The organism is Synechococcus sp. B60.1 (assembly GCF_047462555.1).
In the GTDB taxonomy this organism is placed as follows: Bacteria; Cyanobacteriota; Cyanobacteriia; order Thermostichales; family Thermostichaceae; genus Thermostichus.
The window spans coordinates 15,202-30,144 of sequence record NZ_JANSJN010000008.1; the positions used below are offsets into that span (position 1 = coordinate 15,202).

Sequence of the window (14,943 nt, forward strand, 5' to 3'; positions counted from 1 at the left end):
GATCTTTGCGCTTGCCCGGCGTTTTCGCAAAGGATAGGATCCCCTCGCTTTCCCCTTGCTGATGGTGTCCATGAGTGGTTCGGGATCCCCGGTCGCTGCCCTTGAGCAGCCCTTGTCCTTAGCACGGCAGGTGGCCCAACTGCTGGTGGTGCCGGTTTCGGCCCGCCTGGGATCCCAGTCTCCTCCCCGAGAGGTCCTCAAGCGACTGATCCAAGAGGTGGGGATCGGGGGCCTCTGGATTACTGAGGGCCATGTGGCAGAGGCCCTGCTGCTGATCGAGGAGGCGCAGTCTTGGGCTGCCCTGCCCCTTTTGGTGGCAGCCGAGGCCAGTCGCGGCCTGGCGCTGGCGGGGGCTACTTCTTTCCCCCACCCCCTGGGCCTAAGCCGCCTGGGATCCGAAGCCGAGCGCTGGGCAGAACAGTGGGGAAGGATCACGGCGCGGGAGGCGGCGGCCATCGGCATTAACTGGCTGCTTGGCCCGGTGGCTGAGCCCCTGGGGCAAGGCCCAGCAGAGCTGGCGCTGGCGGAGGAGCCGCACCTGGCGTTGCAACTGGCGCGGGCCTTTGTGCGCGGATGTGAGCAAGCCGTCCCCGGCGGGATCCTGACCACTGCCAGATCCTTCCCCGGCCGGGATTGGGTGGAGTCTCTACCAGCAGGCGCAGCGCTGCAGCCAAAGTCAACCGATGTCCCCTGGTGTCCTCGCCTGAGGCTGGCCCTGAGTGAGCTGCAGGAGGGGCCTTGGCTGCCCTTCCGCGGCTTGGTGGAGCAGGTGGGGGCCATCTCGGTTGCGCCAGTGGTGCTGCCAGAGTGGGATGAGCGCTGGCCAATCTCTTTTTTGCCGGGGCGGCTAACGCAACTGCTGCGCCAAGAATGGGGGTTCAGTGGGCTGATTGTGGTCGAGGGCCTCGATCAGGGCTTCTTGGCCGAGCTGGCTGTTCGCGTCAGTGAGACGGAGTCCTCTCCCTGCCCACTAGCAGTGCGGGCCCTCCAGGCCGGGGCTGACCTCCTTTTGGCCCCTCCTGAGCCGGTGGCGGCTGTGGCGACCATTGTGGAAGCCGTGCAGCAGGGATCCCTAGACGCCCAGGCCATTGCCCAATCGGTGACGCGGGTGCTGCGGGCCAAACAGCGGCTTTTTCCCTCCACCTCCGCCCTGCTCAAGCAAGTGTGGCCGGCCCTGGCGGAAACAGATTTCAGCCTGGTACCCGGCTGGATGGGGGCTAAGGATCCCACTGACCCGGCCCTCAACCGCGGCTTTTCCGACGAGCAACTAAAGCCCCTGCTGCTGGGGGATCCCCTGGCCAAGGACTCGCCTTTGGCCAAGCTGTTCGGCACACGTCCGCATCTGCCCAGAGTCGCCCAGTTGGGATCCCTTCTAGCCGAGAGCGACATTGCCCCCTGTCAGGCGGCCATGGCCCGCGGTGGAGTGACAGGCGGCCAACCCCTGCCTTTGCCCTTGCCGCCCGGCAGTTGGAACTGGATCTGGCAGGATCTCTCCCTGGGTCCTGAAGCAGTGCTTTTAGCCGAATCTCCTGCCCTGAGCATTCCCGCCAGCTTGGGTCTTCCTCCTCTGCTTAGCCATTCCCTTACCCCCTTGGGCTTGCTGGAGGCAGCTCTAAACAACAGCAGCGGCCAGTGGATTTTCCAAGCCTTTGTTCGCGATCCTCTGCCCAACTATGTGGTGGATTGGCTAGGGCGGCGGCGGGAGCAGGTAGCAGCCGTTGTTATTTATGGAAACCTGCAGGTTGGCTATCGCCTCCGCAGTTACTTGCAAGGGGCCAACGTCATCCACAGCCTCAACACCGATCCCTGGGCCCAGGCAGAAGCCATGCAGCGCCTGTTTCCCCACCGGCTCATCCCAGAGAAACCTAAACCTCAGACAGCTTCAGCAAATAATTAAGAAAAAGTAAATACCGTTACAGATTGTTGGCAGAAAGAGGCCCCTGAGCTATCGTATTGATGGAAATGTAAACTATTGAAACGGTTTCTCTCAGGGTTGTCTGTGCCTTCCTTCCTCTCAGACATCGCTGGATCGGACAGTTCTCGCCCCTCTGGTGACGGTGAGTGTGGGCTTGAGCGAACCTCGCTTCGCTCTCCCTCCCCGCAGCGTCCACAACCGTTCCTCCACGCTTTGCAAGCGCTGCTGGCAGGGCGCTGGGCGACAAAGCTTGGATTGGGCTTGGCTGTTGTGGGTCTGACAATCCTCACCTGGATTTGGCTGGCTGCAGGAGCTGGGCTGGATCCTTACACTGAAGCCGTCCTCAGCCTAGAGGGTCAGCCCAGCCATGGTGCTTCGTTGTTTGCCCTCAACTGTGCTGCCTGTCATGGAGAAGAAGCCGATGGCCGAGTGGGCCCCAGCCTGCGGGGAGTTAGCAGCCGCCGCTCTGACCGGTTTATCATTCATCAGGTAACCAGTGGCAAAACTCCGCCCATGCCCCAGTTTCAGCCGGATCCCCAGGAGATGGCAGATTTGCTCAGCTACTTGAAAACCCTCTGAGGCCAGCTCATGGGTCTGACCCAGCAGCTTGCTTACTACACTCTCTGGCTGGCCTCTGTATTTGCCTTGGCGGAATGGCTGCGCTCCCGACAGGTGGATGGGGAATGGGTGCGCAAAGTCATCCATATCGGTGTGGGCAACATCATTCTGCTGGCCTGGGCTTTGCAGGTGCCCCGCTGGCTCGGGGTGGGATTTTCCTTGGTGTTTGCTGGCTTGGCGCTGCTCTCCTACCGGGTGGCTATTTTGCCTAGCTTGAATGGGGTCGGGCGGCGTAGCTTCGGCACTTTTTTCTATGCTGTCAGCATTGGCCTGTTGCTGTATTGGTTTTGGCTGCCGCAGCGACAGGTATTTGCGGTGATCGGCATTTTGGTGATGACCTGGGCCGACGCGCTAGCGGGCTTGGTGGGCAAAACTTGGGGCAAGCACCCCTATCAACTGGGATCCATTCAAAAAAGTTGGGAGGGATCCCTGACCATGTGGGCAGTGAGCAGCTTGGTGATTGCGGCGCTACTGCTGGGGTACTTCGGCTTTTCTCCCTCCTTGCTCGCCATCAGCCTTTTGGCGGGAGGCATAGCCATGGGCCTAGAGGTCTTCTCTTGGTGGGGGCTGGATAACCTGACCGTGCCTTTGGGCAGCGCCGGGCTCTGCTTTGTCCTGCTGCAGCTTCTGGACGAACTATACCTGTAGCAATTGCTACCCCTGCGACGGGTCTGGCGCGGAAACGGCCTCTAGACCTTGCGGCGTTCTTGTTCTCGCTCTTCTTGTTGCTGCCACTGCCTGATCAGCTCTTTCGCTGCCTGGGGAGTAAAGTAGTCCAGCGCCATCAGCTTGCGGTAGGTGAGGAGCTGCCGCATCTCCAGGGGCATGTCTGCCTTCCGGTAAAAGTAGTGGATGCGGCTGATGTTTTGCTCCATCTCGGCGAACTCCCGCTCCCGCTGCACTTGCTTTTCCCGCTTGAGCACCTCGTGGGGAGCAGACATGCGATTCGGGATCCGCTGCGCGCTGGTGGCTTTGCTAGGGAGAACCCGATGGGCTCCGCTTTGCCGACTGCTGGCGCCGTTGAAACGGTCGAAAAAGAAAGAGAGCATCCCTTAACCTCCCACAAGCAGAGAGAAGGAGGTTGTCTTACACCAAATTAACAATATCAAGTTTAGATGAAGCTGTGAAGCCGCCCGTGATCTGGATCCCTTTTGGGAGAACCTGCACCTTCTCCAGGGCGAGGACTGGACTTCTCCTGGGTCACAGGAGAGCTGAGGCAGAGACAGGGCTTGGCCTGGACAGGCGGACTTATAGCTATGCTTCAGTATTTACATGGATACTTGGACGAAGACAGGGGCAAAGCGCAAAAAGGCTTGCGTGCTTTCACGCATAACGACAGGGATCTTGAATAACGGTACATGGTGCTTCCCCGGAGGCGCTACAGGTGAGATTCGTCGCCGCTCAGCAGCCAGGTAACCGAGACCCCCAGCGCCTTGGCAAAAGCCACCAGCTCTTTGTCGATGACGCGCCGTTTGCCCTTTTCCACCTGGCCGATCTTGACGTAGTCCAACTGCACACCGTATTTGGCCAGACGACCCGCCAGTTGATCTTGGGTCAGTTGCAGCTTCTCCCTTACCCAGCGCACCCGCTCTCCGATCAAGTTGGCCGATGGAGGGTGCTGGTTGAGGTTAGACTCCATAGGAGCAAGAGATTGTGAATATTCTTGTCCAGGCTGAGGAACCCGATGGCTCCCCCGGCGGCCCATGGTAGCCTATGCTGGCAAGGCTACCCCTTCCCTTCTTTACTACTTTATAGAACCTGTTATAGAACCTGTGGGATCCTGCTCGGCAGCAGGCAAGCTAGCTGTCCCCTGGATATCTTACACAAGGTCTAGATCGAAAATCGCTTATGGATGTTTTCGCGCAGGATGCTCTGCTGGCGAGAACTTGGCAGATGGGATCCCTACCACTCCCGCACCCAGCCGGAAAAATTTCCGGGCAAAAAAGAGGGCCATGATCGATTTTCGCTCTCGGCAGGGGGAGAAACTTTTCTAGACTAGGAGGTGACGTTTTCTCCTCACTGGGCCGTGGTTTTCTCTCGTCCTCATCCTGAAGAAGACATTGCCTCATCCCGTCAGGAGCTCGACGATCTGTGGCTTGATGCTGAGTCTGCCTCTCAGGATCCAGCTACAGAGGCCGACCTAGAGCCGAGCGCCAGCGGGTTGCGGCTGAATGAAGACGCCGTCGATCACTACTTGAATACAATTGGTCGGGTGCCCCGCATCGATCACGCGGAGGAGATCGAGCTGTCGCGCAAAATTCAGCAGAAGCTGCTCATCGATCAGGCCCGCAGGGAATGGCGGCAACAGCGGGGGCAGGATCCCAGCGATGAGGAACTGGCGGCAGCCCTGCAGATCCCTGTGGCTACCCTGCGCTCCCGCATCCGCCAGGGGGAGCAGGCTCAGCGTAAGCTGATCAACGCCAACCTGCGCCTGGTGGTCAGTGTGGCCAAGAAGTACCTCAACCGAGGGGTGCCCTTTTTGGACTTGATCCAAGAGGGCAACATGGGTCTCATTCGGGCCACTGAGAAATTCAATGCCGAGCGAGGTTTTCGCTTCAGCACCTATGCCCACTGGTGGATTCGCCAGGGCATTACCCGCTGCATTGCCAACCAAGCCCGGACGATTCGCCTGCCGGTGCATATGGTGGACAAAGTGCGTCTGCTCAAGCGCACCAACCGCGAGCTGATGAAAGCCCGAGGGCGACGGCCCACAGAAGCTGAGCTGGCCGAGGCGCTGGGTATCAAGGTTAAAAAGTTGCGCATGATCCAGCAGGCTGCTGCTTTGCCCCTGTCGCTGGATGTGCCAGTCGGCCAGGAGGGGGAAAGCCGCCTTGGCGATTTGCTGCCAGATGAGCGGCAGGAGCAACCCTTCGAAGGGATCCTGGTGCAATCCCTGCGGCAAGATGTGCGTTCTGCCATGCAAGCCCTAAAGCCAATTGAGAGGAAGGTGTTGGAACTGCGCTATGGGCTGGATGGGCAAAAGGCGAGAACCCTGCGAGAAGTGGGGGATCACTTTAACTTGACGCGGGAGCGGATTCGCCAGATTGAGCGGGATGCTCTGCGCAAGCTGCGTCTAGGCCATCCTTCGCGGGCTTTGGCCCAGTACATTCGCTAGCTTTTGCCGCAGCCTCCCAGGGTTTGGTCGGGGATCCCCGCGCGAGGCGGGTTTTCAGCCCTCGGGATCCGCCTTGCAGCCCCCTAAAATGGTGGTAAGCCAGATCGGGGGATCCCTATGTCTATCGGTGCCACGCCTGCTTCTGCCAGGGAGTGCTCGCCGCAACAGGCGCAGCTTTGGTTACGAGGGCTGCTCAGCATTGCTTGGGCCGATGGAGAATATAGCCCCGAAGAGCAGCGACTTATCGAAGATCTCATCCGCTCCGACTGGCCAGAAGACCAGGGGAAAGATCTCGCTCCCCTCTCTCCTGAGGAGCTGGCGGCCCAGCTACAGCCGGAGTTGCGGCAAGATTTCCTGCGCACGGCGGTGATGACAGCCGTTGCCGACGGGGTATATTCCGAGCCAGAAGACCGCCTGTTGCACCAGTTGGTCGCTGCCTTTGGACTGGAGCTTCCCCAGCTCCACCTGCTCCGGGCCACGCTGGTCAATAAGGGCGCCACCTCGCCATTGCCGGCAGAGGCTCAGGCCGAGAGCGGCTATACCGACCTTTTGGCTCCCTTGCGCAAGTGGCTGGACGGCATCCAAGTCCGCGACGCGAAGGTAGCCCGCTTCTTGTGCCGTATGATCCCCGGCCAGTGCCCCTTTGAGCGGGAGGTGGTGCTGTTTGGCCGCAAGGTGATACACATCCCCCCCCTGTGCAAGCTCAACCCCCTCTACGACCAGGTGGTGGCCTTGCGCTGCCGCGCCCTCTCCTTCCTGGCAGAGGCCGGGGAAGACATCAGCCAGTACACCTGATGGCTCGCACTTAAGCATGCCGAAGGCTGCCTCCATCCCTAGCTCCCCTCTCCCTCTAGGAGAAGGGCTGGGGGTGAGGGGTGCTTTTAGGAATGCGTCTGATTGGCAGCCAGCCCCTCAGGAATAGGTTATGTCCGTCTCTCCCAAAGGGATTGCCTCCATCCCTGCCTCGTCCTCTTCCGCGCGCACCTCCCGTAAAAAGGCTTCGAGAGAAGCGTGGGCCTCCGCCTCCAGATCTGCTCCCGCAAGGGTTGTGCCCCCCTCCGGCAGCCAGCCCAAAAGCGGCAGCGGCAAGAGGGTGGAAAGGTTAGTTAGCAGCAGCAGCAGCCCCAGATGGCTGAAATCGCTCTCGGTTACCCCCAGCGCGTGCATGAGCAGGGATCCCAACTCTTGAGAGAGAAACCCCGCCAGGTTAAAAGCCGACATCAGCAAGGCGAAGAGGGTAGCTTCGATCCCTGGCGGGCAGAGGCGGGCAGCCAAGACCAGCACGGGCATAAAGGCAATCTGCCCTGCCACCGTCAGCACCAAGCTATCCCCCAGACTAAACCAGTGATCGTCGATGCCCCAAGCCCGATTGAGGTGATAGACCAAGATGAGGCTGGTTAGGCCCAGCCCGGCCGAAAGAACCGTCATCCACCCAAATAGAGGCCGCAGCGGGATCCGCCGCAGATACACCTGAAAGATTGCCACCCCCACCAAGCTGGCGATGCTGGTAACCAACCGCACCTGTCCCAAAAACTCCGGCCCAAAGCCGAGATCGGTGGTTACAAAGTAAAATAGGGCTACATCGGCGCTGGGGGTTGCCTGCCAGAGAAAGACAAACAACACCGGCAAGAGAATGCTGGGTTGCCGCAGCGCCCGCCACACCTGTCCCACCTGCTGCCGCAAGGGATCCCAGCCAAAGGAGCAGGCCACCGGCTGATCCACAATTACCCAAGCCGCCAGGGCAATCAGCAGCGGCAACAAGGCCGTCAGCCCGAACACCACCTGCGGCGGGTAGTGGGCCAGGAGCGCCCCCCCGGTATAGGCAGTGAGCAGGGATCCGAAAGCCGTCGCCCCCCAAGACAAAGACTGCAGCGTGCCTGTCCCCGCCCAGTCGCTGCCGTGAACCCGCTCCACCACCAGCGAATCCACGATCACATCCCCCACCGCCACCGCCAGGGATCCCAAAACCATCCACAGCATCGCCCACTCAGCCGTTGGCGCCCACAGGGCCATCCCCAGCCAAGCCCCACATCCCAGCAGCCCAGAGAGCAAGAGGTAGGAACGGCGGCGGTAGCCTGCCAGCGGCAGCATATCCGACAGGAGCCCATAGAGCGGCTTGAGGGTCCAGGGGATCACAGCAAAGCCCATCAACGCCGCCACCTGCGCTGGGCCGAGGCCCAGGCTATCCTTCAAGTAAAAACTGGTAGCCAGCCGCGCCAGCCCCACCGCCCCTTGCACAAAGTACACCAGCAGGATCCCGAACAGTTCCGGCGTCCAGTGGATGTCCTGCAGGGGCTCCAGAGTGGATCGGCGCAGCTGTTGCAGCAGGGGGTGGAGCATGGGCAATCTTGTCCTTGTCGCTTCCTGTCTCTGCCGTTGTCCCGCAGGACTGCTCTTGCAGCATCGTCTTGCCGCAACAATAGCAACAGCAGGAGGTGAGAGTTAAGAACTTCTTTACACTGTAACCTGCTCAACTGGAACCTGCCCAACCGGCCCACGGCTGCGATCCTCCAAACCCCCGCCTGTCAAGGCGCCGGCGGCACTTCTGTAGAGATTCCAAGCCGTGAGCTGCCTCTGGTAGACATGACTGACAATGCGAGGGATCCTTATTTTGAACTGCTCATGAGCTGGCAACGCCCCGATGGTCGCACGGCTGCCCAATTGCGCCCGATTTCCTTTCAGCGTCACTTCACCCGCTACGCTCCGGGCTCAGTGCTGGTGAAGTTTGGCGATACCCATGTCCTCTGCACCGCCAGTGTGGCCGAAGAGGTTCCCCCCTTTTTGCAGAACACCGGCCAAGGCTGGCTGACGGCGGAGTACCGCATGCTGCCCACCGCCACCCAACAGCGCCAGCCGCGAGAGACGCTAAAAGTCTCAGGCCGCACCGCCGAGATCCAACGGCTTATCGGGCGTAGCCTGCGCGCCGCCTTGGATTTCCACAGGCTGGGATCCCGCACCATCACCGTCGATGCAGACGTCCTGCAAGCCGATGGCAGCACGCGCACCGCCGCGATCACCGGTGGCTATGTGGCCCTGCACGACGCCATCACTTGGCTTTACAAACAGGGGCTGCTGGATCCGGCGCAGGGATCCCCCTTGCGGCAGCAGGTGGCGGCCCTTTCGGTGGGGATCGTGCGAGGCGAGGTGCTGGTGGATTTGTGCTACGAGGAGGACAGCCAAGCAGAAGTGGACATGACCATTGTCATGAACGAGCAGGGAGCCTTGATCGAGATTCAGGGCACCGCCGAAGCCGGCTGCTTCGACCGCTCGCAACTGTTGCAGATGTTGGATATGGCCCAGGCCGGCATCCAGGAATTGCTCCAGGCCCAGCGAGAGACTCTAAACTCGTAGCCGACGGGCCTTGTTGCAGCCGGGAGCCCAGCCTGAGCCTTGAAGCGGTTCCGGTCGGGTGGCTGCTGGCCTCGAGAGAAGAAAAGGGTTCCCAGAGTTCTGCTTATTCTGCTTGTGTTTCTCTTTGGTGAAGAAACCATAATGAGATGAAGCAGCCCTGAATCACGGCTTCCTCTGCAAGCTTGGGTGTGTGGCCGAGGTGAATTCATACTCATTTGGCCTCGAGAGGTGGGCCCGGAGGACAGCACATGTCCCATTTTGTGTTTGCATCGGCGGAACTGGCGCCCCTGCTCAGGCAGCAAGCGCGACGGTTTACCACCGGCTATCTGCACCTCCACCTCAAAGGGGGAGATCCCGCCGAGGGCACGGAGCCTTGGGTGCTGACCTACTACTACGGCAGGCTGCTCTTTTCCGCCGATCAACCCCTCAACCCCCAGATCCTGCTAAAGCGCCTATCCCGCTTTATTCCCCGCCTCAACTTGGAATGGTCACAGCGGGCTATCCGAGTGCTACAGGAGCGGCTGATAAAAGACAACTCCCTGCCGGAACTGCTAGAGGCCATCGCCCAGTTGGGCCTGATCAAGCCAGGTGAGCTGGAAGACGCTCTCTGGCTTAACCTGCTCACCGATTTCGATCGCTATCTCTTTGAGCGGGCAGGCACCTGTTCCTTTGAAGTGGAGGGACGGGTTGCCCAAGAAGCCCCCATTGGCGGGTTTGAGTTGGAACCGCTGCTGCAAGAAGCGGCTCGCCGCCACGACCGCTGGGCGGAGTTGAAGGCGGTGATCCCCACGCTGCTGGCGGTGCCAGTGGTCAACTGGGATCGGGTCAACCGCTATCGCCTCACCGACGAACAGCGGCAAAAGCTGCACGCCCTCACCAAGGATGGCCAGTCACTGGAGGCCATTGCCAAGAAGCTGTGTCGGGATCGGCTGGAGGTGGCCAGCCTCTTCGCTGCCTGGGCCAAAAAAGGTCTGGTGAGCCTGCAAACGCCCCCAGAACTGTTGCAGGCCAAGCGCCACGCTTCCACAACCCTCTTGGCGGTGGACGACAGTGTCGTGATGCAAGAAATCCTGCGGCAGTCCCTCTCCAAATATCACGTGATTACAACGGGCAACCCTGCCGAGGTGCTCCCCCTCTTGTTTCAGCACCGGCCTCACCTGCTACTAATGGACATCGCCATGCCCGGGATCGACGGCATAGAACTCTGCCGCGTTGTGCGCAGCCTGGAAGAGTTCAAGTCCCTTCCTATCCTGATGGTTACCTCGCGGGATAGTTTGCTGGATCGCATCCGCGGCAAGTGGTCGGGAGCAACCGGCTACCTGACCAAGCCTTTTAGCGAAAGCCAGCTCAATGCCGAGGTGGAGCGACTCTTGGCCCAGCAGCAAGATCACCCCTCCCCCCGCTCTCCCCGAGGAGCCAAAACCAATCCGCCCAGCCCAGGGCTGGGATACCTTTTCCCCTTTGGGGATCAGGCCAAGGCCTAGAAGGAGAGCCAAGGAGGCCAAAGCCATGTTTACAGGTCTGGTGCGCAGTTTGGGTACAGCTCAGTTGATCTCCTCTTCACAGGTACGGGTTACCTGCCCAGAGCTACAGCCGCAGTTGGCCTATGGCGATAGTGTGGCGGTGGATGGCCTCTGCCTGACGGTAGTGGAGATCCTGCCCGATGGCTTTTTGGCCGATGTCTCGCCGGAAACGCTGCGCCGCTCGGTTTGGGGCCAGGGATCCGGCCCGCGCACCGTTAACCTCGAGCCGTCCCTACGGGTGGGGGACAAGTTAGGGGGGCATTTCGTCAGCGGCCATATCGATGGGGTGGGACAACTGTGGGATCAAGCTGCCACTGGCAACGCCTGGGAGCTGAGCTTCAAGGTGCCGGCGGAGATCGGTCGCTACATCGTGCCCAAAGGCAGCGTGGCAGTGAACGGGGTGAGCCTGACTATCGCCGAGGTGCGGCAGGGAGGCTGCTGGTTCAAAGTGGCGGTAATCCCGCAGACCTACCGCGAGACCAACCTCTCCTTGCTGCAGGTGGGGGATCCGGTGAACGTGGAGGCGGACATACTGGGCAAGTATGTGGAAAAATTATTGGGGCTGGCTCCGCCGGAGAGCAACGTCTCCCTGGAGTTTCTAGCCGAGCATGGCTATGTTTAGATCCTGCTAGCCTCTCTCCCACCTCATGATCCGCCCAGAAGAAGTCAAGCGCCTTCGCGGCGCCAATGTCTACTTAGTTGGGATGATGGCCAGCGGCAAGTCCACACTGGGAGCTGAGCTGGCAGCCCAACTGCGCTGCCCATTTTTTGACACTGACGTGCTGGTGGAGCAGGTGGCAGGTTGTTCCATCACCCAGATCTTTGCCGAGCAGGGGGAGACCCACTTCCGGGAGCTGGAAACCCAGGTGTTGGCCCAGTTGAGCAGCTACACCCGCCTGGTAGTTGCCACGGGGGGCGGCATCGTGTTGAGGCCCAAGAATTGGAGCTATTTGCACCACGGCCTCACCGTTTGGCTGGATGCGGCCCCTGAGCTCATTTGGCAACGGCTGAGCCGGGATCCCGGCCAACGGCCCCTGTTGCAAACCCGCGATCCCCAGGCCGCTTTGCAAAGGCTAATGCAGGAGCGAGAACCTTTCTACGCCCAGGCCGATGTGCGGGTGCCCATCCGGTCAGAAACCAGCCCGTCCCAGTTAGCCGAACAGGTTTGGCAGGCCATTTGCGCCCGCTTGCGAGCCCAGCCGCCTTGCAACCCATGAAGCCCATAAAGTGCAATGCAGCGGCGCCCACAGTATTTCTAAGCGCCTCTGTTCTTCTATCTTACGAAAATCAAATTCAACACGGCAGAGTAGCTTAGTAGCCCTCCGTCCTGCTAGCGCAAGTAGTGCCGGGTAGAAAAGCCTTCGAGCAGCTTTAGCTGCTCACCAATGATGCGGGTCGTTACTATAGCTTTGGCTCACCACTCAGCAACCATAGACTACGGCTGTCAGCAGGTTCTGATTCAGGACAGAAAGCTAGTAGCCCTACTGGAGTACCTCTGCCAGCAGTCCAACAAGGTCTACGATAGGGCTCTGCCCCAGCTTGGCCGGCATAGGGATCCCTTGTGTTTTAGGATGGGGAGGGTTTTGGCCGAGGGAACTGGGCCGGGAGCCGTCCGCCTCAGCAAAACAAAGGTCATCGCGATAGGGAGGGCATTGTGGTGCAAGCCAGGATTTTGTTTGCAGCGGCGGAAGCAGCACCCCTGGCAAAGGTGGGGGGCATGGCGGATGTGGTGGGATCCCTGCCCGTCGTTTTGCGCAAGCTGGGTCAGGATGTGCGCATCATCATGCCCCTGTACGGGTTTCTCTGGGACAAGTTCGGCCCGGAACCGGAGCAATATCCCCGCTCCAAGGATCCCATCTGGTCCAAACAGGTCATGGGCCAGGTGGCCGATATTTACGAAAGCGTTTTGCCCGGCACCGATGTGCCCCTTTACCTGGTCAGCCACTACTGTTTTGCCCCCCATCGCATCTACTACGGCGAGGACGAGTTCTGGCGCTTTACCTTCTTCGCCAATGCCGTGGCCGAGTTTGCCTGGACCTACTACCCCTGGAGGCCCAACATCATCCACTGCCACGACTGGCACACCGGCATGATCCCGGCCTGGATGCACCAGGCTCCTGACATCGGCACCGTCTTTACCATCCACAACCTGGCCTATCAAGGGCCCTGGCGTTGGCAACTGGAACGCATGACCTGGCTGCCCTGGTATTTTTCCGCCCACAACACCATGGCTGCCGGGATCCTCTATGCCGACCAGGTGAATACGGTTTCGCCCACCTACGCCATGGAGATCCGCACCAGCCTCCATGGAGAGGGCCTACAGGATCTGCTGGCCTGGAAGGGAGAGCGCCTGCGCGGGATCCTGAATGGGATCGACACCGAGAAGTTCGATCCCCGCACCGATCCCGCTCTTGAGGCTAATTTCAGTATCGACGACCTAAGCGGTCGGGCGGTGAACAAAGCCGCGTTACAGGCCCGCCTGGGCTTGACCGTCAACCCCGACGTGTTCCTGATGGGCATGGTGGCCCGTTTGGTGGAACAGAAAGGGATCGATCTGCTCATCCAAACCTTGGATCGCTTTTTGGCCTATAGCGATTCACAATTTGTCTTGCTGGGCAGCGGCGAAGCCTACTACGAGGGGCGGCTCCGGGAGATGGCCGAGCGGCACCCGGGCAGAATAGCCTATCAACAGGGTTACCAGCCGCAACTGGCCCAGTTGATCTACGGAGGAGCAGACGCCTTTTTGATGCCCAGCCGCTTTGAACCCTGTGGCATCAGCCAGATGATCGCCATGCGCTACGGGTGTGTGCCCATTGCCCGCCGCACAGGAGGGCTGGTGGATACGGTCAGCCATCACATTCCCAGCAAGGGGATCGGTACGGGCTACTGCTTTGACCGCTACGAAGCCCTGGACTTCTACACCTGCTTGGCGCGGGCTTGGGAGGCTTTCCAGCACAAAGACACCTGGCAGGCGCTGCAAAAGCGGGGCATGGCCACCGATTTCAGTTGGCATCGCTCGGCGCTGGAATACCTGCACATGTACGAGCTGATTATGAACTTGCCGCTGTTGCCGGAAAAGACCTCCTCTCAGACTCAACCCGCCCCATCCCTGCCCAGTTAGTTCCACTCCCGCCAAGGCTGCGCAGCCACCTCCTCGGTAACCCCTGGCTGAGGGGATCCCTGAGCTGCGGCGGAGGTACCCAGAGTGAGATAAAGTAGAACGGGTTAACGAGGTTTTAAGGATTGCCTGCCAATGTTCGGACGACGTCCTGCTGTTGTTGGCCAAGGTCGGGGCCAAGACGCCACTGTCCAAGGGTTCAACTTTCTACGCCGTTCTTGGGCGCGGCTGGTTGTGGCGGTGTTGCTTGGCCTTGTCCTGGGCGTCGGCTCGACTCTCTGGGCTACAGCTCAAGAGCTACCCGCCGGACAGCAGCTCATTCCCAACCCGCAGCAGTTTCGCGCTCTCGAACAACCCAGCAACGCCCTTAGTGTGTTGCGAGCTGAACAACTGGCCGCCGAGGCCGATGCTGCCATCCAGGCGCAAAACTACGACCAGGCTATCCAGCTTCTGCAACAGGTGTTCGACGCCTACAACCAGCGCTCCAACTACCACCAGGATCTCTCCCGCGCTTTTGCCGGGATCCAAAACCGCATCTCCGAAGAGCAGCGGGAGCTGGCCCGCGTTGCTGCCCAAGCTCGGGATCAGGCTGCCTACGATTTGGCCGTGGTCTATCGGGCTGCCGGACGTCCTGAGGAGGCCGTGGGCTGGCTGATCCAGGTCATCAAGAGCCAGACTCCAACCCGGGAGCTGGGCACCCAGGCCTACCAGCAGCTTCTGGAGATTGGCTTTGTCAGCACTCCCTTCCCCTAGCGCTGCTCTTCCAGCTTGCGATAGAAAGCCAGCGCCGTTTGCCCATAGGCCCGCTGGTCAAAGCGCAGCAGGGATCCCACCTGGTCGGGTAGCTTCTGGCCGCTGCGATGCTCGACGATCAAAGTTCCGCCTGGCTTGAGGAGGGGCGGGATCAGCGGCAGTAGGGGGTCATACAGACCCGCCGCGTAGGGGGGAGCAAAGTAGACGTAATCAAAGGGATCCAAACCCAGTCCTCGGCTGAGCAGCTTGCGGGCATCTCCCTGGATCACCTGAAAAGCTTGCCCCGGCTGGGCCACCTTGGTCCAGTTGGCCTGGATAAGGCGACAGGCAGAAGCAGCAATTTCGATCCCGGCCACAAAAGCCGCCCCCTGGCACAGGGCCTCTGCCCCCACCGTACCGGCCCCACAGCAGAGATCCAGCCAGCGACAGCCTTCCACCTGCCCTCGCAAGATGTTGAACAGGGCTTGCCTCACCCGGCCAGGGGTGGGTCGAGTACCCAGGCCGGCAGGGGTCTGCAGCGCTCGTTTGCCGCTGATGCGCAAGCCCATAG

At 60.5% G+C, this 14,943-nt stretch carries 15 protein-coding genes; 11 read left to right on the top strand and 4 right to left on the bottom strand.

Annotation, left to right across the window (positions count from 1 at the left end):
* Positions 1-61 precede the first annotated feature (61 nt).
* The 3 genes from NW863_RS01670 (at position 62) to NW863_RS01680 (ending at position 3,181) form a co-directional block, all read left to right on the top strand.
* Positions 62-1,897, top strand: coding sequence for a glycoside hydrolase family 3 N-terminal domain-containing protein (locus tag NW863_RS01670; RefSeq protein WP_414364051.1), 1,836 nt, complete (start codon positions 62-64; stop codon positions 1,895-1,897).
* A 279-nt stretch (positions 1,898-2,176) separates the two neighbouring features.
* A complete protein-coding gene (locus NW863_RS01675; protein ID WP_414364028.1) occupies positions 2,177-2,494 on the top strand; it encodes a c-type cytochrome in 318 nt (105 codons plus the stop codon).
* Positions 2,495-2,503: 9 nt separating this feature from the next.
* A complete protein-coding gene (locus tag NW863_RS01680) occupies positions 2,504-3,181 on the top strand; it encodes a diacylglycerol/polyprenol kinase family protein (protein WP_414364029.1) in 678 nt (225 codons plus the stop codon).
* A gap of 41 nt (positions 3,182-3,222) precedes the next feature.
* On the opposite strand, the gene NW863_RS01685 is transcribed toward NW863_RS01680, so the two are convergent.
* Both NW863_RS01685 and NW863_RS01690 read right to left on the bottom strand, forming a co-directional pair.
* Complete coding sequence (locus tag NW863_RS01685; protein ID WP_414364030.1) at positions 3,223-3,582, bottom strand: hypothetical protein; 360 nt, start codon at positions 3,580-3,582, stop codon at positions 3,223-3,225.
* A 329-nt stretch (positions 3,583-3,911) separates the two neighbouring features.
* Positions 3,912-4,172 (bottom strand): helix-turn-helix domain-containing protein, encoded by a 261-nt coding sequence (locus NW863_RS01690; protein WP_041438621.1) that lies wholly within the window; start codon positions 4,170-4,172, stop codon positions 3,912-3,914.
* 363 nt (positions 4,173-4,535) lie between these two features.
* Here NW863_RS01690 and NW863_RS01695 point away from each other — a divergent pair, with 363 nt between their 5' ends.
* Together NW863_RS01695 and NW863_RS01700 are read left to right on the top strand one after the other, a co-directional pair.
* Complete coding sequence (locus NW863_RS01695) at positions 4,536-5,648, top strand: RpoD/SigA family RNA polymerase sigma factor (RefSeq protein WP_414364031.1); 1,113 nt, start codon at positions 4,536-4,538, stop codon at positions 5,646-5,648.
* A 117-nt stretch (positions 5,649-5,765) separates the two neighbouring features.
* Positions 5,766-6,443 carry a Mo-dependent nitrogenase C-terminal domain-containing protein gene (locus NW863_RS01700; RefSeq protein ID WP_414364032.1) on the top strand — a complete coding sequence of 226 codons (678 nt, stop codon included), beginning with the start codon at positions 5,766-5,768 and terminating at the stop codon, positions 6,441-6,443.
* 117 nt (positions 6,444-6,560) lie between these two features.
* On the opposite strand, the gene NW863_RS01705 is transcribed toward NW863_RS01700, so the two are convergent.
* Complete coding sequence (locus NW863_RS01705; RefSeq protein ID WP_414364033.1) at positions 6,561-7,988, bottom strand: folate/biopterin family MFS transporter; 1,428 nt, start codon at positions 7,986-7,988, stop codon at positions 6,561-6,563.
* A 282-nt stretch (positions 7,989-8,270) separates the two neighbouring features.
* On the opposite strand from NW863_RS01705, the gene rph reads away from it, so the two are divergent.
* From rph to NW863_RS01735, 6 genes are all read left to right on the top strand, one after another.
* Positions 8,271-8,999: a ribonuclease PH gene (gene rph / locus NW863_RS01710; RefSeq protein WP_414364052.1), complete on the top strand. Its 729-nt coding sequence runs from the start codon at positions 8,271-8,273 to the stop codon at positions 8,997-8,999.
* Between the two features lie 248 nt (positions 9,000-9,247).
* The gene (locus NW863_RS01715) at positions 9,248-10,483 is read left to right on the top strand and encodes a response regulator (RefSeq protein ID WP_414364034.1); all 1,236 of its coding nucleotides are present in this window, start codon (positions 9,248-9,250) and stop codon (positions 10,481-10,483) included.
* A 25-nt stretch (positions 10,484-10,508) separates the two neighbouring features.
* A complete protein-coding gene (locus tag NW863_RS01720) occupies positions 10,509-11,144 on the top strand; it encodes a riboflavin synthase (RefSeq protein ID WP_414364035.1) in 636 nt (211 codons plus the stop codon).
* A gap of 25 nt (positions 11,145-11,169) precedes the next feature.
* A complete protein-coding gene (locus NW863_RS01725; RefSeq protein ID WP_414364036.1) occupies positions 11,170-11,739 on the top strand; it encodes a shikimate kinase in 570 nt (189 codons plus the stop codon).
* A 500-nt stretch (positions 11,740-12,239) separates the two neighbouring features.
* Positions 12,240-13,643, top strand: coding sequence for a glycogen synthase GlgA (glgA, locus tag NW863_RS01730; protein ID WP_414364053.1), 1,404 nt, complete (start codon positions 12,240-12,242; stop codon positions 13,641-13,643).
* Positions 13,644-13,775: 132 nt separating this feature from the next.
* Positions 13,776-14,393: a hypothetical protein gene (locus NW863_RS01735; RefSeq protein ID WP_414364037.1), complete on the top strand. Its 618-nt coding sequence runs from the start codon at positions 13,776-13,778 to the stop codon at positions 14,391-14,393.
* Here NW863_RS01735 and rsmD read toward each other — a convergent pair.
* A complete protein-coding gene (gene rsmD, locus NW863_RS01740) occupies positions 14,390-14,941 on the bottom strand; it encodes a 16S rRNA (guanine(966)-N(2))-methyltransferase RsmD (RefSeq protein ID WP_414364038.1) in 552 nt (183 codons plus the stop codon). The genes NW863_RS01735 and rsmD overlap by 4 nt on opposite strands.
* Positions 14,942-14,943 lie beyond the last annotated feature (2 nt).